This is a genomic window from Rhodoglobus sp. GW821-FHT12B09, from assembly GCF_058809925.1.
Map to the genome: position 1 here is coordinate 488,062 of NZ_JBXATB010000002.1, position 26,456 is coordinate 514,517.

Sequence of the window (26,456 nt, forward strand, 5' to 3'; positions counted from 1 at the left end):
CTGAGATTCTACGTCCGGGGGCTGCGGCGGCGCAGGCTGGCGACTAGTTCTGGAGCGTGAACGCGAGCAGCTCGGGCGCGCGCTTGTCGACGATGTGGCCGCCCCAGAACACGCCGCCCACCAGTACCCCGATGCCGATGACGGCCCCCAGGCCCAGACCGAGGTACTGCACCGAGGGAAGCTGCGGGAAGACGAACACGAGCACGACGACGGGCGCCGCCAGCACGACCGTCACGAGGAACGAGAGCGACTGGATGACCGAGCCGCTGGCACCCGCCGCCTGCGGTTGAGCGAAGGGGCTGTCGCCCGGGTGCACGGCCGGGTACGGGAAGGCGGCGGAGATGACGCTCGAGATTCCGAGCGCGACGAGCAGCACGCACAGGCTGAGGCCGACGAGGCCCGGGAAGATCGAGTAGTCGGCCACCACGATCACACTCGCGAAGCTGCCGACGAGCACGAGAGGGATGCCGAGGAGCAGCGCCGGGATTATGCGGCCCCAGCGGTCGTCGGTGCCCTTCGTGTCCGCGGAGACGTGCGCCCAGAACGCTGAGCTGTCGTAGGCGATGTCGTTGTGGACAGTCCACCCGAGGAAGAGGCACATGATCGGCACCGGCAGCCACACGATGAAGTCCGCGGGAACACCGGCGATGAGCAGGGCGATCACCATCACGACCGGCACCACCGGGATGACGGCGAGCGACACCCGGTAGCGGGCATCCCGGCCCCAGTAGCTGAGGCTGCGCGCGGCGATCGCTCCGAGCGGGGTGGCCGGGAGGCGCTCGAACCAGCCGAGACCTGCGTAGTGGCGGGCCGCGGTCTCCGGCTGCGGGCGCACGATCACGTCGGCGACGAGCGCGCGCCACGCGAACCACAGCAGCAGCAGGAAGACGGCGGCGATGGCGATCTTCAACCACGCGATGTCCGTGCGGCCGAGGGACGCGTCGCCGGGCGCGCTCCACGCGGCGCCGAACGGGGTCCACGACACGATGGCGGCGATGCGGCGCATCACCGGGAGCCCCTGCGCCTGCCAGTCGGTGGTGGCGCCGAGCGCGACCAGGGGCGCGACGATCGCCAGCACCAGGACGAGCAGGATGCCCGAGGCATCCCGCGAGCGCCGCGACGACAGGAAGGCGGCCGCGGTGCCGGTCGAGACTCGGGCGGCGAGCACGCAGGTCGGAATGATGAGCAGCGCCGCGAGCAGGGAGAACAGCACCGGGACGACGCCGCGCGACCACGCGACCACCTGAGCGATCGAGAAGATCACGACGATGAGAGTGGGCAAGCTCACGGCCGCGGCGATCGCGATCGAGAGCGCCAGACGGCCCGTCTTGATGCCGAACAGATTGAATTTGCGCGGGTCGACGCCGTCGTCAACGCCGAACACGAGGGGCAGCAGCAGGAACGCGAGCACGACGAGAGCGCCGAAGACGATGAGGATGACCCGCGCGATGTCCGGCGTCGCACCCCGCAGCGCGCCCAGGCCGGCGGCGATGACCGCGGCCAGGCCGAGGCCGTAGAGCAGGCCGAAGATCATGCCGGCGAGCTGCTTGGGACCGCGCCGGAAGTTATTGGCGAGCAGCGTCAGCCTCAGTCGGAGAAACTGTGCAACCACTCGAGCCCCTCCACGGTCGTGCGGCCGCCGGCGAGGTCGACGAAGCGCTCCTCGAGGGTCTGCCCGTTGCGCACCTCCGCCATTGTGCCGTCGGCGAGGATCTCCCCGCGCACGACGACCGCGACGTGGTCGCAGATGCGCTGGACGAGGTCCATGCTGTGGCTCGACAGCACGACGGTGCCGCCCGCGGCGACGTACTTCTTGAGGATCTCGGTGACCGTTGCCGCCGAGACCGGGTCGACGGACTCGAACGGCTCGTCGAGCACGAGCAGTCGCGGCGAGTGGATCATCGCCGCGGCGAGCGCGATCTTCTTCGTCATCCCGGCCGAGTAGTCGCTGACCAGGCGGCCGAGGGACTCCTCAAGTCCGAACGCCTGGGCGAGGTCCGCCGTGCGCGCGCGCACGACGGCGTTGTCGAGCCCGCGCAGAACGCCCGCGTAGTAGAGGAGCTGTCCGCCGGTGAGGCGGTCGAAGAGCCGCAGCCGGTCGGGCAGCACGCCCATCATGCGCTTGGCCTGCACGGTGTCGGTCCACACGTCGGAGCCGTTGACCACGACAGTGCCCGAGTCGGGTCGGAGCAGGCCGGTGATCATAGACAGCGTCGTGGTCTTGCCCGCGCCGTTCGGGCCGACGATGCCGTAGAAGGCGCCCGCCGTGACCTCAAGGCTCACTCCGTCGACCGCGATCTTGCCGTCGAAGCTCTTGGTGAGACCGCTCACGGAGAGCACCGAGCCGGAGCGCTGCCTGCCCGCCGCGATCTCGGGGAACAGCTCCTTGCCCGGCTTGCCGCGCTTCTTGGCGGGCTTCACGACAGGGGCCGGAGCAGCGCTCTCGTCAAGGGCGAGCGCGGTGACGTCCTCCGCGATTGCCTCCGGCTTGGCCGACCTCGCCGCACGCTGCTCGCGCGCGGCGGCAACACGGGCGCTGGATGCCGCGGCAACCCGTCGTCCCCACGCCGAGAGGCTCGCGGCGAATCCCGGCGAGCTCGCGGTCACGGCTGCGGGCTCGGCGACGGGCTCGTCGATGTGGTCGTCGGCGACGGGCTCGGGCTCGACGATCGGCTCCGGCTCGACGATCGGCTCCGGCTCGACGATCGGCTCGGGCTCAACGACCGGCTCCGGCTCAACGTCGACGGGGGTCTCTGCCGCCGCAGCCTGCTCGCGCAGTTCCGCGTCGCGCGGCGAGAGCACCGTGGCATCCTCGAATTCAAGCTCCTCGACGGGCGTCTCGACCACAGGAGGCGCCTGCTCGACGGGCGGTTTGGGCGCCGGCCTGCGTGCGGCCGGCTTGCGCACGGGAGGCGGTTTGCGAGTACCGCTGGGACGGCTGTTCGTCCGAGGCGTCGGCTTTTTGGCAGGGCCGGAGTCTGGGGCGTTGTCCACTGCACAAACCTACCAAGCCTTCGAGCCCGTCTTGAGCTAGCATCACAAATAGGCAACAACCCGGCAGTTCCCGTGTTCTACACAGGTGCGTTCAGTACGGTGGATACAGCACAAAGGTGTGTCCGCATAGCATCCCCATGGTTAACGTTCGGCAAACAGTTCTCGCCGATCGCTACGCATGCCTGGGGACCTGACACAACCAGGGAGTCCACTCGTGACCACGCAGATCGTAATCCTCGCCGCCGGAATGGGCAGCCGCCTCGGCCGCACCCTTCCGAAGCCCCTCACCGAGCTCTCGGACGGCCGCACGATCATGAAGCAGCAGTTCGACAACATCCACCACGCGTTCGGCAACAACGCGCAGGTCACCATCGTCGTCGGCTACAAGCTCGAGCACATCATCGAGGCGTTCCCCGAGGCCTCGTTCGTCTACAACGAGCAGTACGACCAGACCAACACGTCCAAGAGCCTCATGCGCGCCCTTCAGGCGTCAGCCCCCGGCGGCGTGCTGTGGATGAACGGCGACGTGGTCTTCGACCCGACCGCCCTGGAGCGCGCTGCCAAGATGGTCGCCCGCGACCAGTCCTTCGTCTCCGTCAACACCGCCAAGGTGTCTGACGAAGAGGTCAAGTACACGACCGACGCCGAGGGCTACATCAAGGAGCTCTCGAAGACCGTCGTCGGCGGCCTCGGCGAGGCAGTGGGCATCAACTACATCTCACGCGACGACAAGGCCGTGCTCCTGCGCCAGCTCAAGCGCGTCGGCGACCAGGACTACTTCGAGCGCGGCATCGAGCTCGCGATCGAGCAGGACAAGATCCGCATCGAGCCCGTCGACATCTCCGACCTGTACGCGGTGGAGATCGACTTCGCCGAGGATCTCGAGCGCGCGAACCTCTTCGTCTAGCCCGAGGCCCAATCGCGGTCGCGACGAGCGCGAGACCATACGATAGAGCGCGTGTCCGCGATCGATGTAGTGCGCCCCCCGCGCTCGCCCTTCGACCGCTATCGGCGGTCCCTGTGGCTGCTGACCGTACGCGATCTGCGCGTGCGCTACTCGACCTCGGCTCTCGGCTACTTCTGGTCGATCCTGGATCCGCTCGTCATGGCGGGCATCTACTGGTTCGTCTTCACCCAGGTCTTCCACCGCGGGGTGGGCAACGAGCCGTACATCGTCTTCCTGCTCACCGCGCTGCTCCCCTGGATGTGGTTCAACGGCGCCGTCTCCGACTCGACGCGCGCCTACATCCGTGAGGCGAAGCTCATCCGCTCCACCAAGATCCCGCGCACGATCTGGGTGGTCAGGCTGGTGCTCTCCAAGGGCATCGAGTTCATCGCGAGCCTGCCCGTCCTGGCGATCTTCGCGATCTTCGCGGGCGCGACGCTGAACTGGGAGGCCGTGTACTTCCTGCTCGCGATCGTGATGCAGGCCGTGCTGACCGTGGGCGTCGGGCTCATCGTCGCGCCGCTCGTCATCTTCTTCCGCGACCTCGAGCGGGCGACCAAGCTCGCGCTGCGCTTCCTGTTCTACGCGAGCCCGATCATCTACGGCGTCACCGACCTGCCGAAGAGCCTCCACCTGCTCGCCAGCTTCAACCCGCTCACGGGCATCCTCTCGATGTACCGCGCAGCGTTCTTCCCCGAGCAGCTCGATCTGCTCGCCATCGGCATCGGCGGCGGCATGACCGTCGTGATCTTCGTGATCGGCATCCTCGTCTTCACCCGTACCGAGCGCGCCGTGCTGAAGGAGATCTGATGGCAGCGCCGGTCATCCGGGTGCAGGAGGCGGGCATCCGGTTCAAGCGGAACCGCCGCTCGCGGCGCAGCTTCAAAGACCTGTTCGCCGGGCGCAAACGGAGGGCACGCGCCAACGAGTTCTGGGCGCTGCGCGACGTGAGCTTCGACGTGCAGCAGGGCGAGGCGATCGGCGTCGTGGGGCGCAACGGCCAGGGCAAGTCCACGCTCCTCAAGCTGGTCGCAGAGGTGATCCTGCCCGACGAGGGCACGGTGACCGTGCACGGCGGCGTGGCACCGCTCATCGAGATCACGGGCGGCTTCGTCGACGACCTGACCGTGCGGGAGAACGTGTTCCTCACCGCGGGCCTGCACGGCATGACCAAGGCGGAGATCACCGCGCAGTTCGACGAGATCATCTCGTTCGCCGAGATCGGCGACTTCCTCGACACCCCGTACAAGCACCTCTCGAGCGGGATGAAGGTGAGGATCGCCTTCGCGGTCATCTCCAGGCTCGAGGAGCCCATCATCCTCGTCGACGAAGTGCTCGCCGTGGGCGACAAGGGTTTCCGCGAGAAGTGCTACACGCGCATCGAGGAATTGCTCGCCGGCGGCCGCACCCTCTTCTTCGTGTCGCACAACGAGAAGGACCTCCGCCGCTTCTGCACGCGCGGCCTCTATCTCGACAAGGGGGCGCTCGTGCTCGATGCCCCGATCGACGACGTGCTCGACCGCTACAACGCCGACTACGGAAACTGAACCCCCAGATCCAGATCGGGCCTGTCGGCTACGGTTGACGCATGGCCAAGTCCCGCGAGATCGAGGTCTCCAACCCCATGGTGGTGCGCGGAATCGACCGCGTGCTGACCGTGCAGCGCCCTGTCGTGCTCGCCCACATCCGGGGCATCCGGCGCGGGCGCCCGAACGCGACCCCGGAGGAGATCATCCGCACTCTGGAGCGCCGCTACCTCGCGGCGGTCACCACCGGCGGCGCCCTGGTCGGGGCCAGTGCAGTGGTTCCCGCGATCGGCACGGGCGCCTCGCTCGCCCTCTCCGGCGTCGAGACCGCGGGCTTCCTCGAGGCGAGCGCGCTCTTCGCGCAGTCGGTGACCGAGGTGCACGGCATCGTCGTGGACGACCCGGACCGCGCGCGAGCCCTCGTTATGACGATGGTGCTCGGCACTGCCGGCACCGACCTCGTCAAGCAGCTCGCGGGCCAGGCGGCGGGCGGCGGCGGCAGGTCGGCGTTCTGGGGCGAGATGATCACCAAGAGCATGCCGCGCACGATCGTCGGCCCCATCGCCGACCGCCTCAAGAGGACGTTCCTCAAGAAATTCGCGGTGGCCCAGGGCACGAACGTGGTGGGCAGGCTCATCCCGTTCGGCATCGGGGCCGTGATCGGCGGCGGCGGCAACCACCTGCTCGGCCGCCAGATCGTGCGCGCGTCCCGCGAAGGGTTCGGCCCCGCTCCCGTCGCCTTCCCCGAGTGGCTCGCGGTCGTCCCCAAAGAGCCCAAGGCTCCCAAAGCCCCGAAGGCACCTCGCCCCGCCCGCGAGGTCGGATCGAGGCGCCTGCGCGTTCCCGCGCTCCCCCGGCGCGCCCCGAAGGCGGTAGAGCCTCCCGCCGAGTGAGCTGTCGCGGGTCGGCGCTACTCTTCATATATGTATGAGGATGCCTACCGCGTGCCCTTCACGCTCACCCGCCAGCCACCCGCCTACCGCCTACGCAACGACGGCGACGAGCCCGTCCACGGTGTCGCCGTGATCATCCACGGTGCCAGCGCGCTTGCGGCGAACAACCCCGTCAAGCTCCAGCCCGGCGAGGAGCTGGAGGTGACGATCGACGCGCAGTACCGCACGCCGTCGTCGCTGGTGGTTGTGCGGTGGTTCCGGCCCAACGCCGTCGAGTACCTGTGGCGCGCGGACCTGTAAGTCAGCTCTCGCCGGGCGTCGAGTCCTCGTCGTCGTCGTCGAACGGGTCGCCCTCGCTGCCGCGCGCGTCGTCCACGTGCAGGCGCTCGTGCTTCTCCCACTCCTTCATGAGCTTGGAGATCGCTGCACGGAAGCGCCGCGTCGCCTCGCCGGGCGTCGTGTTGCCGAAGTGGCGCTCCACCCAGAACCGCAGGCGCTCCTGTGCCTCCTCATCGTGCAGCACGCGCTCGGCGACCGCCACGATGTCGGACGCGTCGGAGGCGGGCAGCCACTCGCACGCGCCGAGGTACCCGGTCTCGTCGACCTCGGCCTCCGGCGCCACCGGCCGCGCCACCAGTAGCGGCTTGCCGGTCGCGAGCCGGTCGTAGACCATCGCCGAGATGTCGGTGATCGCGACATCGGCCGCGGCCAGCTGCCACCCGAGCGCGCTGCCCTGGTCGAAGATGTGCTGGGCGCCGGGGTCGGCCGCGTTGGCTCGGGCGATCGCGGCGATGATGGTCTCGTTCGCGGCCTTGTACTCCGGGTCGGCCACGCCGCTGCGCGGGTGCGGCCGGTAGATGAGGCGGTGGTCGGGCGAGGCGAGCAGGGCGGCCGTGAGCGCGACGCCGTGCGAGGCGATCGACCCGTACGCCGCGGCGGCGCGGTCGCCCTCCCAGGTCGGGGCGTAGAGAACCACGGTGCGGTGGTCCGGGGTGTAGGGCAGCTCGCCATCGAGGTGGTCCGCCTGGGGCCGCCCGATCTTGATCGCCCGCTTCTTCATGTCGAAGTCCCAGAGCTTGTGGCTCAGCCTGTCGATCGCGGCATCCCCGGCCACGAAGCTGTAGTCGTAGGCCTTGAACTGGTTGGTCGTCATGTACATCTTGTCGCTCTCACCGTGGTTGATGAAAACGTGCCACATGCGGCCGTAGCGGAACATCTGGAAGTTCTTGGCGTTCTGGTTCACGTAGAACACGATGCGGAGGTCCTGCGTGTGCACGAACCGCTCGAGGTCGGCGACGCTGCGCAGATACAGCGCGGGGACCGGAGCCTCGTCCCACAGCGCGAGCACGGTGCTGGGCGCCCGCGAGATGATCGCCACCGGCCAGGTCGAGTTCAGCTCCGCGAGCGGCGCGTACCACTGCCGCACCTGGTACAGGTTGACCTTCGTGTCGGCGAAGTAGACGGCGATCTTGATCGAGCCGGCTTCGGGCGCGGGATGCTCGGACGCGCGCCGCGCGACCGCCGCCCTGTTCCGGCGCGAGTTGAGAACGTTGCGCACCAGCCGGCGCGCGGTCTCGATGTCAGATCTCAGGGACATTAGTCCATCAAACCAGCGGCGGACGGCCCGCACGCGTCATGCGCCACACCGTTACCCACTTGATGCGTCGTCGTCCCCCGGGCTTCTCCCGCCACCCCGCCACCCAGCCGCCGAGCCACGCGCGCAGCCCCGCCGGGCGCCGGATCGACCTCAGCAGCTGGATGCCGGTCCAGCTGCCGACATAGAAGGGGACGAGTATCCATGGCAGATTCCGCTTCGCCAACCACACCCGGTTCCGGGCGTTGAGCCGGTAGTAGTAGGAGTGACGGGCCGGGTCGATGGCGGGATGGTTCGCCACCAGATCGCCCGCGTACAGCACGCGGTGGCCGGTATCCCAGACCCGCCACGCGAGCTCGATGCCCTCGTGCGCGTAGAAGTAGGGCGCGCCCCAGCCTCCCGCCGCGTCGTACACCGCTCGCGGGAGCAGCGTCGCACCCTCCCACACGGAGAAGACGTTGCTCGAGTGCTCGGGGTCTCCCTTGCGGATGCGCGGTATCCAGCGGCGCGGGTTCGACACCCCGGTGGGGTCGACGACGCGGGGCTGCAGCAGGCCGATCGTCGGGTCGGCCTCGATCTTCGCTATCGCATCGGCAAGGAACGTGGGCGACGGGATGCTCGCGTCGTCGTCGAGGAAGAAGACGTAGTCCCCCGCGACCACCTCGGCGCCGGCGTTGCGGCCCGCGGGGATCCCGACGTTCTCGGGCAGGTGCACCGAGCGCACTCCGGCGGGGAGGCCCTGCGGCGCCCAAGCGTTGCCGACCACGACGGTGTCGAGGCGCACGCCGGTCTGCGCGGCGAGGCTCGCGAGACCGCGAGCGAGGTCATCCGGTCGCGTCCCCTGCGTGAGGGAGACCACGCCGACTGTGTGATTCAGGAGCGCACTCGCTTCGACGCCATGATCGCGACGAAGTGGCCGAACAGGGCCAGCACGGCGAGCGGCAACAGCGCGAGCACCAGGATGCGGTCGGCGAGCAGCGGCGGGAGGAAGAGCCCCACGATCGCGGCGGCGAAGGCGAGGATCGTGAGCTCGACCGAGTGGTACAGCCGGTGGAACGGCACGAACTTCGCAGCCCTGCGCAAGCGCGCGACGAGCGCCTGGCTCGGCTCGGCCTCGCCCTTGCGGTCGCTGAGCTTCGCCAGGCCGGCGTTGGCCCGCGCGACGTGGACCATGTCGTTGAGCGCCTTGTTGAGCACGATCACGAGCGCGAGGGCGAACCCTACGGTGGTCCAGGCGTAGTCGCCCGGGAACTCCAGGGGCCAGCCGGCGGCACGAATGCCCAGGACGATGGGGATGAGGGCCTCGGTCGTGTAGTGGCCCACTTTGTCGAGGAATACGCCGGCCGGCGAGCTCGTGCCCCGCCAGCGGGCGACCTCGCCGTCGGAGCAGTCGACCAGCATCTGAAGCTGGCCGAGGATCAGCGCGAGGGCGGCGCCACCGATGCCGGGGATGAGCAGGGCGGCGGCAGTCGACCAGCCCACGACGATCATGAGCCCGGTGACGCCGTTGGCGCTGATGCTCGTCTTGAGCAGGGCCCACGTGAGGTACGGGGAGAGGTTTCGCAGGTAGAGCGAGGCCGTCCAGTGCTCGGCGTTGGCTCGCTGGCGCACCTCCGGCGGCTGGCTCACCGACCGAAGTTCGGCGATGCTCGAGGGTCGGGTCCCACGACTGTCGATGGTCACAGACTCACCTTCCCGTGTGCACGGTGATGTTGCGGGTCAGCTTCAGGAAACCGAGAACGAAGCCGATGCCCCACCCGAAGTGGATGCACGGCAACACTACGAGATACCAGAGACCCGTGGTGAGTCCTTCGCGGGCGGCATTCACGGAGGCCGCGATCACGAGCAGCGCGTACACGGCCGGTACCGCGAACGCGAGCGTGAGCCAGGCCGGCCCGGTGGCCAGCCCTACTACTCCGAGGATCGCTGTCACGAGAATCCCGAGCACGGCGACCGGCGGGATGAAGTACCGCAGCCCGGAGCCGAACCGCCGCGCGAGTTCGCCGCGCCAGATGCCGGTCGCGACGAACTGGCGGATGAGCTTGCGCAGGCTCGAGCGGGGCCGGTAGACGACTGTGAGCTCGGGCGTGAACCAGACAGTGCCGCCGGTCTGGCGCAGGCGGCGGTTGAGCTCCCAGTCCTGGCCGCGCTTGATGCCCTCGTCGAACAGGCCGACTTCGACCAGGCGGTTGCGCTGGAACACGCCCAAGTAGGCGGTCTCCGCCGGGCCCGCCTTGCCGCCGACGTGGTGCTGGGTGCCGCCGAGCCCCTCGGGCGAGCCGTAGGCGTGGGCGACCGCCTTCTGGAACGGGGTGGTGCCCTCGGCCTTCATGATCCCGCCGACGTTGTCGGCGCCCGTCTCTAGCAGGGTGCGCACCGCGATGCGGGTGTAGTCGCGAGGGAGGACGGAGTGGGCATCCACTCGCACGACGATCGGGTTGCTGGATGCGCGGATCGCGACATTCAGGCCACCCGGCGTCGAGCCGAGCTCGTTCGGGATGCTGCGGATGCGCGGGTCTGCCCGGGACATCTCCGCGATCACGTCGTTGGTGCCGTCGACGCTCGGGCCCAGGGCGAGGATGACCTCGAACGGCCCCTCGTAGTCCTGATCGATCAGGCTGTTGACCGCAGCCTCGATGTGCTCGACCTCATTGAGGACGGGCATGACATACGAAACACCGGGGAGGGTGTTGGGCTGCTTCGCCATGGGATCCAATGAGTCGAGCTGGTAGTCGGGCGAGCCTACCAACAGGCAGGCTCGACCGACCCCTGCTGACTACTTGAGCTCGCCGAGTGTCACATCCACCTGCGAGGCCTTGCCGTCGCGGACGTAGGTAACGGTGGCCTTGGAACCTGCCGCCAGCGTGCGGACCTGCGCGGTGAGGTCGGTCTTGCCGGTGATGGGCAGGCCGTCGAACTTCGTGATGATGTCACCGGCCTTGAGACCGGCCGCTGCCGCCGCGCCACCGTCGGTGACGTTGATGATGCTGGCGCCGACGACTGTCGGGTCTTTCTGGTTGGTGTCCTCGGTGACGTCGGCGACCGAGGCGCCGAGCAGGCCGTGGGTGGCGGTGCCGGAGGCGATGATCTCCTTAGCGACGCGCTGTGCCAGGTTCGCCGGGATGGCGAACCCGACGCCGATGCTGCCGGACTGACCGCCGGACGTGGAGCTGCCGGCCGAGGCGATGGCCACGTTGACCCCGATGACCTTGCCGTCGGAGTCGAGCAGCGCGCCGCCCGAGTTGCCGGGGTTGATCGCCGCATCCGTCTGGATGACCGAGAGCGAGATCGTCGAGGTCGAGCTCGTGGGCGCCTGCGGCTGGCCCGGGAGGTCGAAGTTGAAGAAGTTGCCGTTCGGGTCGGGCGTGCTGTCCTGGGTGCTCGTGTCATCCGGTACCGCCGACGAGGCGATAGTAATGCTGCGGTTGAGCGCGCTCACGATGCCGTCGGTGACGGTGCCGGCGAGGCCGAGGGGCGCGCCGATCGCAATGGCGGTGTCGCCGACGTTGAGGTTGCCGGAGTCGGCGAACTCCGCCGGCTGCAGGTCGGTCACGCCGTCGACTTTGATAACGGCGAGGTCGGAGATCGGGTCGGTGCCGACAACTTTCGCGTCGAACAGCCGGCCGTCGCTGGTGGTGACCTTGACCGTGCCGTCCGAGGCGGCGCCGTCGAGGGTGACGACGTGCGTGTTCGTCAGGATGTAGCCGTCCTTACTGAGGACGATGCCGGAGCCGGTGCCGCCCGCGGAGGCGGCGGTGACACTGATGGTCACGACGGACGGCATCGCCTTCGCCGCGACGGCCGTGACCTGCGTGGCGCTCTTCGTGTCGTTGACGGTGATGGTCGTGGGGTTCGCGCTGCCGATCACGGGAGAGCTGCCCGCGCTGGTGGAGGTCGCCCAGAGGGTGACTCCTGCGCCGGACACGCCGCCGATGATCGCGCCAACCGCGAGGGCGGCGACAACGCCGACCACGACGGGGCTGCGCTTGAAGGATGCGCCGGTGTGCACCTCCTCTGTGGCAGGTGCGGTCTCAACGCCTCCTTCCGCAGTAAGCCTCGCCTGGGTCTGCTCCAGGGACTCTGTGCTGTCGGTAGAACCCGGCGTCGGGTTCTGGGGGGCGTCGGTCATAGTGAATGCTCCTTCCAAGCGATGCCAAGCATTCATCGCCAACCTGAACATTCTATTTAGGTGGGCTGTGAGCCTGCCGACGCTCTGCCGGGCGTACGCCGGTGGTCCTCTTGGGGGTCGGCGGGGAGGCCGAGAGCCCCGAACTCTCGCCGAGTTCGCCACTTTCGACAGTGCCCGTCGAGTCGCACTGCCGTCCTTGGCGAACTCGGTGAGCTAGCAGCCCGGTCCGGCCGGATTTCGCCTGCAGTCGTGCTCGACAAGAACTGTCGTGGCGTCCCCGACGCTGATCGTGAGCCGGTTGGCAGGGATGGTCAGCGTCCCGGCGATCGGCACCCAGGGACCGCCCGCGTACCGGTACTCCGCGGCGAAGTCCACGTCGAGGTCGATCGTGAACCTGCCGCGCTGCTCGTAGACATGGCTGGTCGGGTTGCTGTCGAACTCACGGACGCCCAGCGACCGCCACGTGCCTCCGGGCACGGGATGGCTCGCCGCCGTCCCGTCACCGTAGGACCAGTGCCACCGCACGGGCGTGAACCGCACCGAAGCCGGCTTGCCGAGGAGTGTGCCGTCGACGATGTGCTGAGAGCCCGTGGCATAGAAGTTCGTGTCGAGCCCCACGACGGTCCAGCCGTTGGGCTGGGAGTGGTCGACGGCGGGGTTGGGGCGGAACGCGGCGATGTCGGACAGGGTGACGGGCGACGAGACCGTACCGATGAACGGGCGGATGCAGGTCGTCGATGTGGGGTTGTCGCAGTCGGCGAACGGGTCCGCGTCGGTGGGGGTGGGGTTGTTGCCGGGTGTACCGCCGCCGTTGTTGTCGGAAACTGTGAGGGTCACCACTTCGGAGTCCACAGTTGCCGTGGGACATCCCGTGGTGCTTCTCACCTCGTCGGTGCACTCGGCCGCATCTGAAACGCTGGCGACGGTCGAGACCGCGAGAACAGCCGCCAACACAGCACGAACTAGCACTTGCCGTCACCCCACACCTCTCGGCTGGACACGAGAAGGCGCTGATCGGGCCCGAAATCGAACGAGATCTCGAAGAGGGTCCGGTCGGGACGATTCGGGGATACGACCGACCGGCCCGTGGAGTCCAGAACATCGACTGCTGAAACGTCATCACAGAGGAAGACCACGACCATCTCAATGTCGCTAGACGGATCGAACCGTTGTAGCTCGATGGAGTGCACTTCAGAGCGTCCGGTGCTCCGCCAACCCTCGGCCTCTACTTTCTCAAATCCTGAGATAGATGCCTCAAGAAACTTGCCTGTGGCCACATCCTCGAGCCGTTCGGGGCGCGCCCCACCATCACTGAATATCGAATCCGAAACCGCCAAGTAAGCCCCATACGCCTCCTCCGCCGCCGCGAGCGCCTCCTCGTCGGACGCGAACACCGGTGTCGCACTTGCCGTGGGCACCGGCATCCGGCCGCGAGTGGGGCCGGTGCATCCCGCGATACCGGCTACCAAGAGCACTGCTACTAGCCCTACAAAGATCTTCTGCATCCCGGGAAGGTATCCGCGAGGCGTGACGTGCCGCCGGAAGTTTTCCACACGGCATAAGCTCGGGCCGTGAGTGTGCCTGGGTCTTGGGAGCGTGCAGCACGCGGCGCCATGCTGCTGGGGGCTGACGACGAGCTGCGTCCGACGATCTTCGCGGAGATGTCGGCACTCGCCGCGTCGACCGGCGCCATCAACCTGGGGCAGGGGTTCCCCGACGAGGACGGACCGGCCGAGGTGCTCGATGCGGCCCGCCGGGCCATCTCCGACGGCGTCAACCAGTACCCGCCGGGCCTCGGCATGCCGGTGCTGCGCGAGGCGGTCGCCGAGCACCAGCGCCGCTTCTACGGTGTGCAGGCTAACCCGGCCACGAACGTGCTCGTGACCGCTGGGGCGACCGAAGCCCTGGCCGCGACGATCCTCGCCCTCACCGAGGAGGGCGACGAGGTCGTCACCCTTGAGCCCTTCTACGACGCCTACGGTGCGATGATCGCCTACGCGAAGGCGACGCACGTGACGGTCCCGCTCCGGGCCCCCGACTTCCAGCCCGACCACGACGACCTGCGCGCCGCCGTCACCGACCGCACCCGCCTCATCATCGTCAACTCGCCGCACAATCCGACAGGCAGTGTGCTCCCCCGCGAAACGCTCGAGCTGCTGGTCGAGCTCGCGCACGAGCACGACGCCCTCATCGTCACCGACGAGGTCTACGAGCACCTCACGTTCGACGTCGAGCACATCCCGATCTCGAGCCTGCCGGGGGCGTTCGACCGCACGATCACGATCTCGAGCGGGGGCAAGACCTTCAGCACGACCGGCTGGAAGATCGGCTGGATCGTCGCCCCCGCCGAACTGCTGAAGGCCATCGTGGCGGTGAAGCAGTTCCTCACCTACGTCAACGGCGCGCCGTTCCAGCCGGCGATCGCCGTGGGGCTGGGGCTGCCCGACGAGTACTTCGCTGGGGCCGCCGCGACCCTCCGTGCGAAGCGCGACATCCTGAGCGCAGGTCTGGGCGCGGCCGGCTTCACGATGAGCCGACCGCAGGCGGGCTACTTCGTGATCGCGGATGCCGCGCCCCTGGGCGTCTCGGACGCCGCCGAGTTCTGCCGCTCCCTCCCCGCCCTGGCCGGGGTCGTGGGCGTGCCGGTGACCGCGTTCGTGCACCCCGACCGCCGGACCGGGTTCGAGTCGCTCGTGCGGTTCGCGTTCTGCAAGAGGTTCGACGTGCTGGAGCGTGCGTCCGCCCAGCTCTCGGAGCTCCGAAGCCCGTAGTTAAGCGCTTGACGAGGACCCCGCGCGCGGCCTAGTGTCCCCGTATGACCTCACGCATCGACTGGGTGGCCGACAGCTGCCGACTGCTCACCGCCATCTCCGCAGAGTTCGCCGCGACCCAGCCGTTCGCGGGGCTGACCATCGGCACGGGCATCCATCTCGAGCCGAAGACCGCCGCGCTCATCATGACGCTGGCCCGCGGCGGCGCGCGCATCGTGGCGACCGGCAACCTCAACACCACGCAGCAGGAGACCGTGGACTACCTCCGCGACCACGGCATCGACGTCATCGGCGGCCCCACGAGCGATCCCGCCCAGCACGACCGCGACCTCCGCGAGCTCATCGCCACCGAGCCCGACCTCCTGCTCGACAACGGCGGCGACCTGTTCGCCCGCTACCTCGAGAGGCCGTGGGCGGGGCTGCTCGGGGGCACCGAGGAGACCACCTCCGGCCGCGTCCGCCTCGCTCCCCTGCGCGACGAGCTGAAGGTGCCGATCCTCGTGATCAACGACAGCCCGATCAAGCAGTTCGCCGAGAACCGGCACGCCGTCGGGCAGAGCGTGCTCGAGAGCTACCTGCGACTGACGAACCGCTCCACCGGCGGCAAGCACATCGTCGTCTTCGGCTACGGCTCCTGCGGGCAGGGCGTCGCGGCGAACTTCCGCAACGCCTACGGCCTCGTGACGGTCATCGACACCGATCCGGTCAAGCGCCTGGAGGCGAGCCTCGACGGCTTCGATGTGAGCGCTCGGGATGCCGCGCTCCGCCGTGCCGACGTCGTCATCACGGTCACCGGCGCCCGCGACATCCTGCTCGCGGAGGACCTCCCCCTCCTCAGGGACGACGTCGTGCTCATGAACGCGGGCCACTTCCCGCTCGAGATCGACGTGCCGGCGCTGCTGGGCCACCCCGACGTGGAGCGGGTCACGGACGCGACCGAGGGCCTGCAGACGCTGCACACCCGCGACGGCCGCCGCCTCCACCTCGCCACGGGCGGCCACATGGCCAACCTCGCCGGGCCGCGTCCGCTCGGCAACTCGATCGAGTCGATGGACCTCGGCTTCGCGCTCCAGGCCCGCTGCCTCGAGGCGATCGCGCTCGGCCGCGCATCGGCGTCCGACATCGTGGTGCCGGTTCCGCGGCTCATCGACGAGGCTGTCGCGAGCGCCTACCTCGACCTCGTCGCGAGCTAGGAGTACGGCTAGCGCGCAACGGCAGTGGACTCGCGCGCGACGACGCTCGCGCGGAGCATCTCGGTCGCGGGCGGCTCGACGCCCAGCAGCATCTCGTTGAGAGTGAGCCCCGCCCGCACGCCGAGCTCCCGGGCGGAGAGGTCGACGCTCGTGAGCGACGGGGTCACCATCGCGGAGTACGGCAGGTCGTTGAACCCCGCGACGGAGAGCTTGCCCGGCACCGAGATGCCGAGGCGGGCGGCAGCCTGGAGGACTCCGTAGGCGAGAAGGTCGTCGGCGCACACGACCGCCGTGACACCCGCGTCCACCCACTGGGGCAGCGCCTCGAGTGCACGGTCGAAGGCGGACTGCGTGGTCATCCGGGAGACCGCGAGGTCGGGCACGCTCAACTCGGCACCGCGCGCCAGCAGCTGGTCGTGCAGGGCGTCGCGCCGGTGGTGCAGGGTCGGCTTGTCCCTGCCGACGCCGACGTAGGCGACGCTGCGGTGCCCGAGACCGACCAGATGGTCGGCGAGCGCGATGCCCGCTGCCTCCACATCGAGCTCCATGCTCGACATGCCCGCGCGGGTCTGCCCGGAGTCGAGCAGGATCGTCGGGCAGGTGGGCGAGATGCTGTCGAGAAGAGTGCTGTCGGGATGCGCGAGCACAAGCCCCGCGAGATCCCCCGCGAGTGCGCGCTGCACTGTGGAGGGGTCGTAGTCGTCCCCGCGCCGGGGCCACAGGATCGTGAGCGACAGCGTGTCGTTGAGCGCGGAGACCAGCCCGTCGAGCACCATCGCGAAGAACGGGTTCGCCGGGTCGGGCGACACGAACGCGACCGTGTCGCGCCTGCCCTGCGCGAGGGCGCTGGCTGTCGTGTTCACCCGGTAGTCGAGCTGCGCGATCGCCTCCCGGACGCGGCGCTCCGTCTCCGGGGTGACCCTCCCCGCGGACTTCCCGTTGGCGACGAGCGACACGGTGGCCACCGACACCTCCGCGAGCTGTGCGACATCGCGCGCGGTGGCGCGACGGGTCAGCTCAGGGGACATGGTGACATGCTCTCACGAAGACTCGACCGGTCTGTGCACCCTGTGCACGGCAGGGCTAGACGGCGGCGCCGACCGCGCTCAGGGGCAGCGTCATGCTGAAGCACGTGCCGACGCCCTCTTCGCTCTCGACGCCCATCTCGCCGTGGTGCGCCGTGACGATCGCCTTCGTGATCGTCAGGCCCAGGCCCACGCCGGGAACCGCGTTGCGAGTAGCCGTCGACGCGCGGAAGAAGCGGGAGAACAGCTTGTCGAGCTCCGAGGCCGCGATGCCCATGCCGGTATCGCGCACCGTGATGACGGCCTTGTCGCCGGTCACCTCGAGCGCGAGGGTGACCGTTCCGCCCCGCGGTGTGAACTTGACGGCGTTCGAGATGAGGTTGTCCACAGCCTGACCGAGGCGCACGGGGTCACCGTGCACCACGGCCGGGCCGTCGGGCAATTTCTGGACGAGCTGGATGCCCGCGGTATCCGCGACGGGCCGTGCAGACTCGATGGCTGCCGTGACGATGGACTCGAGCGGCACCATGCGCGAGTCGAGCGGGAACTTGCCCGACTCGACCTGAGCGGTGAAGAGCAGGTCCCCGACGAGGCGCAGCAGCCGGTGCGCGTTGCGCTCGGCCACGCCCAGGTACTGGAGGTGCTCCTCGGAGAGCGGGTTGTCCTCGTCGTCGCGCATGAGCTCGAGGTAGCCGAGGATCGAGCTGAGCGGGGTGCGCAGCTCGTGCGAGATGAGTCCGACGAACTCGTCCTTGAGGCGCGCGACCTCACGGGCCTGCGTGACGTCGGAGGCCACGAACAGGTAGCCGCGGGTGCGGCCCTCCTCGTCGACGCGCTTCGTGACCGAGAGCTGCACGGGCACGAGGCTGCCGTCGCTGCGGCGGTAGGTCCATTCGCGCGACTCGGCCTGGCCGAGGCGGGCGGTCTCGACGAGCGCGGAGAAGCCGGGGTTGAGCACGGTCTCGCCGGGCGGGTAGTTGAGCTCTCGAGCGCGCTCCTCGAGCTCCTCCGGGAGGTGGAAGTCGTAGATGTAGAGCTTGTCCTCGGCATCGGCGGCCGAGGGGCCGAGGATCTTCGTGGCACCCGGGTTCCAGGCATCCACGAGGCCTGTCGCGTCTGTGCCGATCACCGACTGCTCGGTGACGGCGGCCCACACCCCGCGGAACATGCGGTCGAAGGCGCGGTACTTGGCCTCGGACTCCTGAAGCTGCGCGGCGTACTCGACGGTGCGCTGGAGCATCCGCTCCTTGTCCTCGGCGAGCGCCTTGATCGCGCGCAGCTGCTTGCGGCTCTGCCGCGCGAGCTCGTTGACGATCGCGGCGGCGACCGCGAACACGAGCGGGGTGAAGAAGCCGCGCAGCCACTCGCCGGGCGTCTGGGGCCAGCTGAGCGACACCAGGAACGGCATCATGAGGGCGACGGATGTCCCGAGCCCGGCATAGGCGATGTACCGGCGCCCCTCGGCCGCGGCGAGCCACACGACGGGCAGGATGATGAGCGAGGCCCACAGCGACGCGGTGCCGCCCGTGCCGGCGCGGAATGCCCCGAGGCCGAACAGGTCGATCACGGGGATGAGCAGGGCGTAGCGCTCCAGGTACTCGGAGCGCGTGAACACGAGCGAGAGCAGCGTCGCGAAGGCGATGATGCCGATGCCCGCGACAGCAACGGTGGTGTTCGAGAAGCCCAGGCCGGGCACGACGAGCGTGAGCACCGCTGCCGCGACGACCGCGATGGCGGTCGCCGACTGCTTGACGGCGGGCGAGGGATGGTCGAGGTCGCTCGACAGTCGCTCGCTGATGCGGTTGAGGAGGTCACTCATCGGGGTTCCTTCCCCACAGCGAGCCAGGCCGCCAGCTCACGAGGGCTGAACGGCTTGGCGAGAAAATAGTCGGCACCGGCCTCGATACCGATGGACTGGGACTGCTCGTCGACGGATGCCGAGAGCAGGAGGATTCGGACGTCGCCGATGGAGGAGTCGCCGCGCACGGCACGGCACACCTCGAGCCCGGTCATCTCCGGCATGGAGACGTCGAGGATGGCGAGGTCGGGCTGGTGCTTCTGGATCGCCTCAAGGGCACGGGCACCGTCACCGACGCTCGCGAGGAGCTCTAGTCCGGCTTTGCCGACCGCGATCGAGACGAGGCTGCGGATGTCCTGGTCGTCGTCCGCGACGATGACCGTGGTACTCACAGCGCCACCCACCTGGGGACGGTGTTCATCAGCACCTGCAGCACCTGCGCGCCGGTGAAGGGCTTGGGCAGGGTCGCGTCGGCGATCGGGAAGTCAGAGGCGTCGAGCACCGAGGTGATCGCGATGGCGCAGGCCGGGCGCTCGGACTTGAGCTTGCTGGCCAGCTGCCAGCCGTCCATGCCCGGCAGCTGCAGGTCGATGACGGCGAGGTCGTGGTGCTCCAGCTCGTAGGCGGTGATCGCCTGCTCGGCCGAGGAGACGACGGTCACGTCGCATCCGGCCCTCTCGAAGTAGCGGCGCAGCAGCCCTGCCTGGTCCTCGCTGTCTTCCACGACGAGAATCCGCACCCGGTCGATGGCGGACTTCTCCATTACAAGCTCTCCCTGGTACATGTCATCGCCGCCTAGACCGAAGCCGAGTCGCGGACGATCTCGAGCGCCTCGGTGTACGAGCCGGTGCCGTAGCGCGACCAGGCGCGGGCGGTGGCGAGTGCGAAGTCGGGCTGGAGGTACGCGGGGCGCTCCTGGCCGACCGCGAACGCGCCGAGCATGGCGAGCTTGGTATCGGTGAAGCCGTCGATGGAGACGAAGCGGTTGGGGCGGAAGTCCGGAGTGGACGAGGTGCCCTGGTAGCAGGCGACGGTACGGACCTTCGACGCCGCGATGAGCGTCGCGTCGTGCACGGCCCGGTGGTCCTGGTTGTCGTCGTTCTTGCTGTGCACGTAGACGACGGTGGCGCCGACGTCGTTGATGATCTTGCGGATGATGTCGACGAGCGGCAGCCCGCTCGGGTGGCCTCCGGCGAGCGCGTCCTCGAGGAGCAGGTCGGCGCCGATGATCTGGGCGGAGGTCGAGCTCTCGTTCCAGGCGTGCTGGATGCCGCCCTCGCGCATGCCGGCGGAGAGGGTGAGGATCGTGACCTTGTCGCCCGCAGCGCGGTGGGCGGCCAGGATCCCGGCGACACCGGACTCGACGTCGTCCGGGTGGGCGCCGATCGCGAGCACGCTCTCGGCCGAGGACACCGCCGTCGCCGACTGGCGACCGGCGATGGCGAGGCGCGTGACGTGGCTGACGAGGTCGGCCGAGCTGACGGGCTTCGTGAGGAACTCGCTCGCGTCGTGCCGCAGTGCCGTGATGGCGTAGTCCACGGAGGCGTGGGCGGTCATGACGATGACCGGCAGGCCCGGCATGATCTGCCGCACCTGCGCGATGAGGTCGAGTCCCGACATCCCGGGCATCTCGATGTCGGTGAGCAGCACGTCGGGCTGGAACTCGGCGACCGCGTTCGCCGCAAGGCGCGGGTCGGCGAGCGTGATGACCACGCAATCGCCGCGCTTCTCCAAGACCGTCTTGGAATACAGCGCGACATCTGGGTCGTCTTCAACGATGACGACTCTAAACAGTTCAGGCATCCGTTCCCCCCTGGGATGAGATGTCCCTCACTGTACGGACACAACCGATCGGGGTACATCCCCCCAAGGTGGTGCCCCTAGATCTGGTGCACCCCGAAACGCCGTAGCGCCAAAGCGGGGTTCGTCTGTCGCACGGATGCCACGCGCTCCAGAGTGACGTCGGCGACCGCGATCGCGGACTCCTCGCCGATGGTGACGAGCTCGACGCCCATCGGGTCCACGACCATGCTGTTGCCCGCGCCGATCGGCGGGGCGTGGTCGGCCGCGGCGACGTAGACGGTGTTCTCGATGGCCCGCGCCGTGACGAGCACGCGCCAGTGGTGCTCCTTGAGCGGGCCGCGCACCCACTCGGCCGGCACGAGCACGAGCTCGGCCCCGGCATCGACGAGGCGGCGGGTGACCTCGGGGAAGCGGATGTCGTAGCAGGTCTGCATCCCGACCGTGAAGCCCTGCCAGCCGAACGTCTCCGGCGGCTCGATCACTCCGGCCTGCACGCGGTCGGACTCACGCTGGCCGAACGCGTCGTACAGGTGCAGCTTGCGGTAGGTGGCGACCACGTCGCCGGCAGGGTCGACGGCGACCAGGGTGTTCGAGGCCTTCTCGCCCGCGCGCTCCAGCATGCCCGCGACGAGGTGGATGCCCAGGCTCGTCGCGATCGCCGCGAGCCCGGTCACGAAGGGCCCGTCGCGCTCCTCGGCGGCGGCGACCGAGGCATCGCCCAGCTCGGCCTCGAAGAAGGACGAGTACTCGGGGAACACGACGAGCGTCGCACCGCGGCGCGCCGCCTCGGTCGCGAACTCCTCGATGACGGCGAGGTTGCGGTCGCGGTCGTCCCCGGGCACGAACTGGGCTACGGCGAGCAGGCTCATACGAACGAGCGTAGCCGCGGGTTGAGTAGCGCGCTCTGGTTCGGTACGGCCGCGGGTTGAGTAGCGCGCTCTGGCGCGCGTATCGAAACCGGGTTTCGACACGGTTTCGATACGGCCGCGGACGGCCTACTCAACCCGCTCTGCCGCGGCCGCGGGCGGCCTACTCAACCCGCGTTGGCCGCGATCTGCTGGCGGTACGGCAGCAGTGCGGCTTTGAGGCCGACGCCCACCACGCCGACGAGGCGCCCCGCGCGGAAGTAGCCGACGGCGACCTCCCCCGTCAGGTCGCCCTCGAGGATGCGGATGTCGTCGGCGAGGCCCGGCAGCCCGTACGCCTGCAGCTTGATGTCGAACTGGTTGGACCAGAAGGAGGGCATCGGGGCGAACGGCACGGCGGCGGCCGTCGACACGTCGCCCGCGAGGGCCGCCGCGAGCACCGCGCCCGCGCGGCGGCCGGTGTCCGTCGGGATGTTCCAGTGCTCCACCCGCCGCGGAACGTCGTCGAACATCGGGTTCGGGAAGCGAGCGATGTCGCCCACCACGTACACCTCGTCGAGGGCGGTGCCCTCCAGCGTCACGGCGCGCAGCGCGTTGTCGGCGAGGACCCCGTCGCTGAGGTAGAGCCCGGTGCCCGCGAGCCACTCGGAGTTGCAGTCGGAGCCGATCGCCTCCACGACCACGTCGGCGTCGGGCAGTTCTGAGCTCTCGAGCCGGAAGACCACGCCGTCGAGCTCGAGGCGGCGGCGCAGCTCGGCGGCGAGCATCTCCCCCAGCGGCCGGATCATCGGCTCGCGGCTCGGTGTCACTACCGTCACGGTGCAGCCGAGCTTCGTCGCGGTCGCGGCGAGCTCGCAGCCGAGGAAGCCCGAGCCGATCACCGTCACGCGCGCGCCCGGCACGAGCTCGGCGCGCAGCGCCATCGCGTCGTCGAGGGTGCGGATGGCGTGGTGGCGGGGGTCGAGGCGGCGGGGGCGCAGTCCGGTCGCGATCACGAGCGCGGAGTACCCGGTGACCGCCCCGTCGTCGGTGGTCACCGTGCGGGCGGAGAGGTCGGCCGACGCGGCGCGCGAGCCGAGCATCCACTCGACGTCTGCAGTCTCCGCGCGGGCGGGAAAGGCCACGGCCTCGTGGGTCACGTCGGTCGCGAGCACGTCCTTCGACAGCGGCGGCCGGTTGTAGGGCGCGTGCAGCTCGTCGCCGATGACCCGGATGCCCCCGCTGTAGCCCGCGCGGCGAAGCGATTCCGCGGTGCGGAGTCCGCCCATCGCCGCGCCGACGATGAGTACGGGGTCGGTCATTCGACGATGCGGATCGCCTGCATGGGGCACACGTCGACGGCGTTCTCCACGTTGTACCGCAGCGACTCGTCCGCCTCGGCGAGGTACTCGAGCTTGTCGTCCGCGTTGAGGGCGAACACCTCCGGCGCCTCGAACACGCACTGGCCGTAGTGCTGGCACAGGCTCATGTCGACGTCGATCTTGAGCGTCATTGCTCTTCCTTCACTGTTGACGGGTACAGGTCTTTCGAGGGGGTGCGGATGCCGCGGAACTCCCAGTCGCCCCCGAGCGCCGTCGAGACTACCTCTTCGCTCTCGGTCGGCTGTGCGCCCACATCGGCGCGGATCGGCGTGGGCCCGGTGACGACGTGGTTGCGCAGGGTGCCGAGCCCCTCCACCTCGACCTCGACGACGTCCCCGGGCTCGACGGGCCGGGAGTACGCCGGGGTGCCCGAGAAGAGGAGGTCCCCCGGCTGCAGAGTGATCGTGCGGGCGATGTCGGCGACGAGGTAGTGCATGTCCCACTCCATGTTGTCGGTGTTGTCGTCCTGTCTCACCTCGCCGTTGACGATGGTGCGCAGCTGCTTGCCGCGGAAGTCCCAGTCGGTCACGAGGCCCGGCCCGACGGGGGCGAGCGTGTCGCTGCCCTTCACCCGCAGCATCGAGCCCGCGTCGGTGTCGCGGAAGTCGTGCAGCCCGAAGTCGTTGCCGATCGAGTAGCCCGCGATGTAGTCGCCCGCCTGGTCGGGCGAGATGTTGCGCGTCGTGTGGCCGATGACGATCACGATCTCGCCCTCGAAGTTGAGCCACTTGCAGCCCTGCGGCCGCACCACGGCGCCGTCGTGGCTGTTGAGCGCCGTCACCGGCTTCTGGAAGTACGTGGGCGCGGCCGGGAGCCTCGTCATGAACTCCTCGGTGCGGCTCGCGTAGTTGAGATGCACCGCGATAATGCTGCGAGGGATGCTCGGCGGCAGGTGACGGGCATCCTCGACGCCCACCTCCCGGCCGTCGCCGGCGACGAGCACGTCACCGTGCCGCTCGACCTGGACTGCGGTACCGTCGAGCAGGATGCGGCGGTACTCAGGCACGGTGCTCACACATCGCGGCTCAGCACGAGGTTCTTCGCGGGCGGGAAGCCGCCCTCGGGCTTCGGGAACCAGACGTGCACCTGGCCGGTGCCGATCGAGTTCTCGTAGTCGCTGTACTGGATGCCGGGAGCGGTGCAGGCCTCCTCGCCGATCGCGCCGATGGTGAGCAGCCAGTGGCCGAACATCGCCTCGGGGCGGACCTTGTGAAACGCCGGCATGGTCTCGAGCACCCGAGCGTGGTCGCCGGCGGCGAACCAGTCGAGCCGCTCGTAGTCGGCCTCGCGCGCGGCGTCGGAGAAGATGTGCGCCGGGTCGGCCATCTCGTGCTTGCGCAGTTCGCGGAGCTTGAAGAAGGTGTGCGACAGGGCGCCCGAGGCGAGCAGGATGACGCGGCGGTCGCTCTTCGCGATCGCCTCCCCGATGGCGCGGCCGGCGCGGAGGAAGTCCTCGTCGGTCGCCGTCTGGCAGACGCTCACGCTCACCCACTTCTTGTCGGGCAGGCCCTCGCCGAGGTACTTCCAGAGGTTGATCGTCGCGTACATGACGGGGAGGTCGGGGTCGTCGATCGGGGTGATCCAGGTTCCGTTCTTCTCCGCCTGCTCCCCGATCAGCTCGGCGAGCTCGGGGTCGCCCTGGTAGTCGAACGGCACCCCGTGCATCCCGCGCGGCAGTTCCTCGGAGGTGAACAGCCCGTGGCGCCGCGCCTGCGAGGTGATCAGGAACTCGACGGTGGAGGCCCAGTGGCTGTCGAGGACGATGACGGTGTCGTAGTCGTCGTTCTCGAAGTAGTCCTTGCGGAGACGCTCGAGGCCCTCGACGAGCGTGGAGTCCTTGCCCTCGTTGAGCTCCATCCGGGTCTCCTTCGGCAGCATGATGGTGGGCACGTGCGCGATGAGCCCCACTCCGACAACTTCACCCATGAGTTTCAGTCCTTCCATCCGTTTGGCGATACGACAGTGTTCTTCACGTCCGCGTAGAAATCGAACGACCAGGTGCCGCCCTCCCGGCCGACACCCGACTTTCGGGATCCGCCGAACGGAGCGCGCAGGTCGCGCACGAAGAAGCAGTTGACCCAGATCGTGCCCGCGACGAGCTGGGTGGTGATGGTCTCCGCGTGCGCGCGGTCGCCGCTGACGACCACGGCGGCGAGGCCGAACTCCGTGCCGTTGGCGAGCGCGACGACCTCGTCGTCGGTGGAGAAGGTCTGCATGGTGAGCACCGGCCCGAAGACCTCCTGCGTCACGATCTCGCTGCCGGGCGAGGGGTCGCGCACGAGGGTCGGCCGGAAGTAGAGGCCGCCGAGGTCGCCGTTCGGCTCGCCGCCCATCACGATGGCCTGGCCCTCGGCGCGGGCTCGGTCGACGAAGCCCTTGACCCGCTCGAAGTGCGTCTCGTGCACCTGCGGGCCGATGTCGGTGGCGGGGTCGCGCGGGTCGCCCTGCACGAGCGTCTCGGCCTTCGCGCGGAAGGCCTCGGCGAAGGCGTCGGCAATGCTCTCGTGGACCAGGATGCGCGTGCCCGACAGGCACACCTGGCCAGCGTTGTCGTACTGCTCCACGGCGAGGCTCGCGGCGAGCTCGAGATCGGCGTCGCCCAGAATGATGCACGGGCTCTTGCCGCCGAGCTCGAAGCTGCACGGCGTGAGGTTGTCGGCGGCGGCGCGGGCGATGGTCTTGGCGGTGGGCACCGATCCCGTGAACGAGATACGGCTGAGCCCCGGATGCGCGACCAGTGCGGCCCCGGCTTCGCGCCCGTAGCCCTGCACGACGTTGAAGGCGCCGGCGGGCAGTCCGGCCTCCGCCGTCAGGTCGGCGAAGTAGCTCGCGGTGAGGGGCGTCCATTCCGCGGGCTTGAGCACGACGGTGTCGCCCGCGGCGAGCGCCGGGCCGATCTTCCACGTCGCGAGCATGAGCGGCGCGTTCCAGGGCGTGATGAGCGCGGCAACACCGGACGGGTCCCAGCTCACGTGGTTCGTGTGACCGCGGGTCTCGAAGTCGGGGTGGCCCAGGTCGTTGATCGCGTAGTCGGCGAAGAAGCGGAGGTTGTGCGCGACGCGCGGCATGACGCCGCGGAGGTTGCTGCGCAGAAGACCGCCGTTGTCGAGGGTCTCGATCGCGGCAAGGGTCTCGAGGTTCTGCTCCACGAGGTCGGCGATGCGGTGCAGGATCGTGCCGCGGCCCTCGGGGCCGAGTGCCGCCCACGCGGGGAACGCGGCCTTCGCCGCCGCTACCGCCGCATCGACCTCCGTGGCGCCGCCGCGCGCGATGTCGCCGAGGAAGGTCCCGTCGATGGGGCTCGTGTTGCGGTACGTGTCGGCTGAGGCGACCCGAGCGCCGCCGATGTAGTGGCGCGTGTCAACGGCCACGCCGGCAACGTCGATCGTCGTCATCGCATCCCCACTCGCCCTTAAGTCATTCGGATGCTAATGACCTTAGCGGCGGGCATCCCGCACGACAAGCCCTGATGCTCCGCTGCCGCCCCGCCGCCGCCCGCGCTGCCGCCCCGCCGCCGCCCGCCCGCGCGACTGCCTGCGCCGCGCCCGCCCCACCAC

Annotated in this window: 27 protein-coding genes; 7 read left to right on the forward strand and 20 right to left on the reverse strand. The window is 69.2% G+C overall.

Annotated features, from left to right (window positions below; all coding sequences use genetic code 11):
* Positions 1–43 precede the first annotated feature (43 nt).
* Together AC1RTC_RS06945 and AC1RTC_RS06950 are read right to left on the reverse strand one after the other, a co-directional pair.
* On the reverse strand, positions 44–1,612 hold the full coding sequence (locus tag AC1RTC_RS06945; RefSeq protein ID WP_493154746.1) for a hypothetical protein: 1,569 nt from the start codon (positions 1,610–1,612) through the stop codon (positions 44–46).
* On the reverse strand, positions 1,588–2,847 hold the full coding sequence (locus tag AC1RTC_RS06950) for an ABC transporter ATP-binding protein (RefSeq protein WP_493154747.1): 1,260 nt from the start codon (positions 2,845–2,847) through the stop codon (positions 1,588–1,590). Before AC1RTC_RS06950 ends, AC1RTC_RS06945 begins: the two co-directional genes overlap by 25 nt.
* 361 nt (positions 2,848–3,208) lie before the next feature.
* On the opposite strand from AC1RTC_RS06950, the gene AC1RTC_RS06955 reads away from it, so the two are divergent.
* The 5 genes from AC1RTC_RS06955 to AC1RTC_RS06975 are packed head-to-tail and all read left to right on the forward strand — an operon-like array spanning position 3,209 to position 6,659.
* Positions 3,209–3,901, forward strand: coding sequence for a phosphocholine cytidylyltransferase family protein (locus tag AC1RTC_RS06955; RefSeq protein ID WP_493154748.1), 693 nt, complete (start codon positions 3,209–3,211; stop codon positions 3,899–3,901).
* A gap of 51 nt (positions 3,902–3,952) precedes the next feature.
* The gene (locus tag AC1RTC_RS06960) at positions 3,953–4,750 is read left to right on the forward strand and encodes an ABC transporter permease (protein WP_493154749.1); all 798 of its coding nucleotides are present in this window, start codon (positions 3,953–3,955) and stop codon (positions 4,748–4,750) included.
* On the forward strand, positions 4,750–5,487 hold the full coding sequence (locus AC1RTC_RS06965; protein ID WP_493154750.1) for an ABC transporter ATP-binding protein: 738 nt from the start codon (positions 4,750–4,752) through the stop codon (positions 5,485–5,487). Before AC1RTC_RS06960 ends, AC1RTC_RS06965 begins: the two co-directional genes overlap by 1 nt.
* Positions 5,488–5,528: 41 nt before the next feature.
* Complete coding sequence (locus AC1RTC_RS06970; protein WP_493154751.1) at positions 5,529–6,359, forward strand: hypothetical protein; 831 nt, start codon at positions 5,529–5,531, stop codon at positions 6,357–6,359.
* A 30-nt stretch (positions 6,360–6,389) separates the two neighbouring features.
* The gene (locus AC1RTC_RS06975; RefSeq protein WP_493154752.1) at positions 6,390–6,659 is read left to right on the forward strand and encodes a hypothetical protein; all 270 of its coding nucleotides are present in this window, start codon (positions 6,390–6,392) and stop codon (positions 6,657–6,659) included.
* Position 6,660: 1 nt separating this feature from the next.
* Here the strand turns inward: AC1RTC_RS06975 and AC1RTC_RS06980 are convergent, their stop codons facing one another.
* From AC1RTC_RS06980 to AC1RTC_RS07010, 7 genes are all read right to left on the reverse strand, one after another.
* On the reverse strand, positions 6,661–7,956 hold the full coding sequence (locus tag AC1RTC_RS06980) for a CDP-glycerol glycerophosphotransferase family protein (protein WP_493154753.1): 1,296 nt from the start codon (positions 7,954–7,956) through the stop codon (positions 6,661–6,663).
* A gap of 7 nt (positions 7,957–7,963) precedes the next feature.
* Positions 7,964–8,812 (reverse strand): glycosyltransferase family 2 protein, encoded by an 849-nt coding sequence (locus AC1RTC_RS06985; protein WP_493154754.1) that lies wholly within the window; start codon positions 8,810–8,812, stop codon positions 7,964–7,966.
* Positions 8,813–8,826: 14 nt separating this feature from the next.
* Positions 8,827–9,636 carry a CDP-alcohol phosphatidyltransferase family protein gene (locus AC1RTC_RS06990; protein ID WP_493154755.1) on the reverse strand — a complete coding sequence of 270 codons (810 nt, stop codon included), beginning with the start codon at positions 9,634–9,636 and terminating at the stop codon, positions 8,827–8,829.
* Between the two features lie 4 nt (positions 9,637–9,640).
* The gene (locus tag AC1RTC_RS06995) at positions 9,641–10,660 is read right to left on the reverse strand and encodes a glycosyltransferase family 2 protein (RefSeq protein ID WP_493154756.1); all 1,020 of its coding nucleotides are present in this window, start codon (positions 10,658–10,660) and stop codon (positions 9,641–9,643) included.
* Between the two features lie 69 nt (positions 10,661–10,729).
* Entirely contained in the window at positions 10,730–12,082 is a 1,353-nt protein-coding gene (locus AC1RTC_RS07000) for a S1C family serine protease (RefSeq protein ID WP_493154757.1), read from the reverse strand.
* A gap of 213 nt (positions 12,083–12,295) precedes the next feature.
* Entirely contained in the window at positions 12,296–12,919 is a 624-nt protein-coding gene (locus AC1RTC_RS07005; RefSeq protein ID WP_493154758.1) for a PKD domain-containing protein, read from the reverse strand.
* 125 nt (positions 12,920–13,044) lie between these two features.
* Positions 13,045–13,587 carry a hypothetical protein gene (locus tag AC1RTC_RS07010; protein ID WP_493154759.1) on the reverse strand — a complete coding sequence of 181 codons (543 nt, stop codon included), beginning with the start codon at positions 13,585–13,587 and terminating at the stop codon, positions 13,045–13,047.
* A 66-nt stretch (positions 13,588–13,653) separates the two neighbouring features.
* On the opposite strand from AC1RTC_RS07010, the gene AC1RTC_RS07015 reads away from it, so the two are divergent.
* The gene (locus AC1RTC_RS07015; RefSeq protein WP_493154760.1) at positions 13,654–14,853 is read left to right on the forward strand and encodes an aminotransferase class I/II-fold pyridoxal phosphate-dependent enzyme; all 1,200 of its coding nucleotides are present in this window, start codon (positions 13,654–13,656) and stop codon (positions 14,851–14,853) included.
* Between the two features lie 44 nt (positions 14,854–14,897).
* The gene (locus tag AC1RTC_RS07020; RefSeq protein WP_493154761.1) at positions 14,898–16,046 is read left to right on the forward strand and encodes an adenosylhomocysteinase; all 1,149 of its coding nucleotides are present in this window, start codon (positions 14,898–14,900) and stop codon (positions 16,044–16,046) included.
* A gap of 8 nt (positions 16,047–16,054) precedes the next feature.
* Here the strand turns inward: AC1RTC_RS07020 and AC1RTC_RS07025 are convergent, their stop codons facing one another.
* The 11 genes from AC1RTC_RS07025 to AC1RTC_RS07075 form a co-directional block, all read right to left on the reverse strand.
* A complete protein-coding gene (locus AC1RTC_RS07025) occupies positions 16,055–17,074 on the reverse strand; it encodes a LacI family DNA-binding transcriptional regulator (protein ID WP_493154762.1) in 1,020 nt (339 codons plus the stop codon).
* A gap of 55 nt (positions 17,075–17,129) precedes the next feature.
* Positions 17,130–18,890 (reverse strand): sensor histidine kinase, encoded by a 1,761-nt coding sequence (locus AC1RTC_RS07030; protein ID WP_493154763.1) that lies wholly within the window; start codon positions 18,888–18,890, stop codon positions 17,130–17,132.
* Complete coding sequence (locus AC1RTC_RS07035) at positions 18,887–19,261, reverse strand: response regulator transcription factor (RefSeq protein ID WP_493154764.1); 375 nt, start codon at positions 19,259–19,261, stop codon at positions 18,887–18,889. Before AC1RTC_RS07035 ends, AC1RTC_RS07030 begins: the two co-directional genes overlap by 4 nt.
* On the reverse strand, positions 19,258–19,632 hold the full coding sequence (locus AC1RTC_RS07040; RefSeq protein WP_493154765.1) for a response regulator: 375 nt from the start codon (positions 19,630–19,632) through the stop codon (positions 19,258–19,260). The genes AC1RTC_RS07035 and AC1RTC_RS07040 overlap by 4 nt, the downstream gene beginning before the upstream one ends.
* A gap of 32 nt (positions 19,633–19,664) precedes the next feature.
* The gene (locus AC1RTC_RS07045) at positions 19,665–20,672 is read right to left on the reverse strand and encodes a PIG-L deacetylase family protein (protein ID WP_493154766.1); all 1,008 of its coding nucleotides are present in this window, start codon (positions 20,670–20,672) and stop codon (positions 19,665–19,667) included.
* A 77-nt stretch (positions 20,673–20,749) separates the two neighbouring features.
* Positions 20,750–21,541, reverse strand: coding sequence for a carbon-nitrogen hydrolase family protein (locus AC1RTC_RS07050; protein ID WP_493154767.1), 792 nt, complete (start codon positions 21,539–21,541; stop codon positions 20,750–20,752).
* A 164-nt stretch (positions 21,542–21,705) separates the two neighbouring features.
* A complete protein-coding gene (locus AC1RTC_RS07055) occupies positions 21,706–22,839 on the reverse strand; it encodes an NAD(P)/FAD-dependent oxidoreductase (protein ID WP_493154768.1) in 1,134 nt (377 codons plus the stop codon).
* A complete protein-coding gene (locus tag AC1RTC_RS07060; protein ID WP_493154769.1) occupies positions 22,836–23,030 on the reverse strand; it encodes a ferredoxin in 195 nt (64 codons plus the stop codon). The genes AC1RTC_RS07055 and AC1RTC_RS07060 overlap by 4 nt, the downstream gene beginning before the upstream one ends.
* A complete protein-coding gene (locus AC1RTC_RS07065; protein ID WP_493154770.1) occupies positions 23,027–23,914 on the reverse strand; it encodes a fumarylacetoacetate hydrolase family protein in 888 nt (295 codons plus the stop codon). The genes AC1RTC_RS07060 and AC1RTC_RS07065 overlap by 4 nt, the downstream gene beginning before the upstream one ends.
* Positions 23,911–24,825, reverse strand: coding sequence for a DODA-type extradiol aromatic ring-opening family dioxygenase (locus AC1RTC_RS07070; RefSeq protein WP_493154771.1), 915 nt, complete (start codon positions 24,823–24,825; stop codon positions 23,911–23,913). The genes AC1RTC_RS07065 and AC1RTC_RS07070 overlap by 4 nt, the downstream gene beginning before the upstream one ends.
* Before the next feature lie 5 nt (positions 24,826–24,830).
* Entirely contained in the window at positions 24,831–26,294 is a 1,464-nt protein-coding gene (locus AC1RTC_RS07075; RefSeq protein WP_493154772.1) for an aldehyde dehydrogenase, read from the reverse strand.
* Positions 26,295–26,456 lie beyond the last annotated feature (162 nt).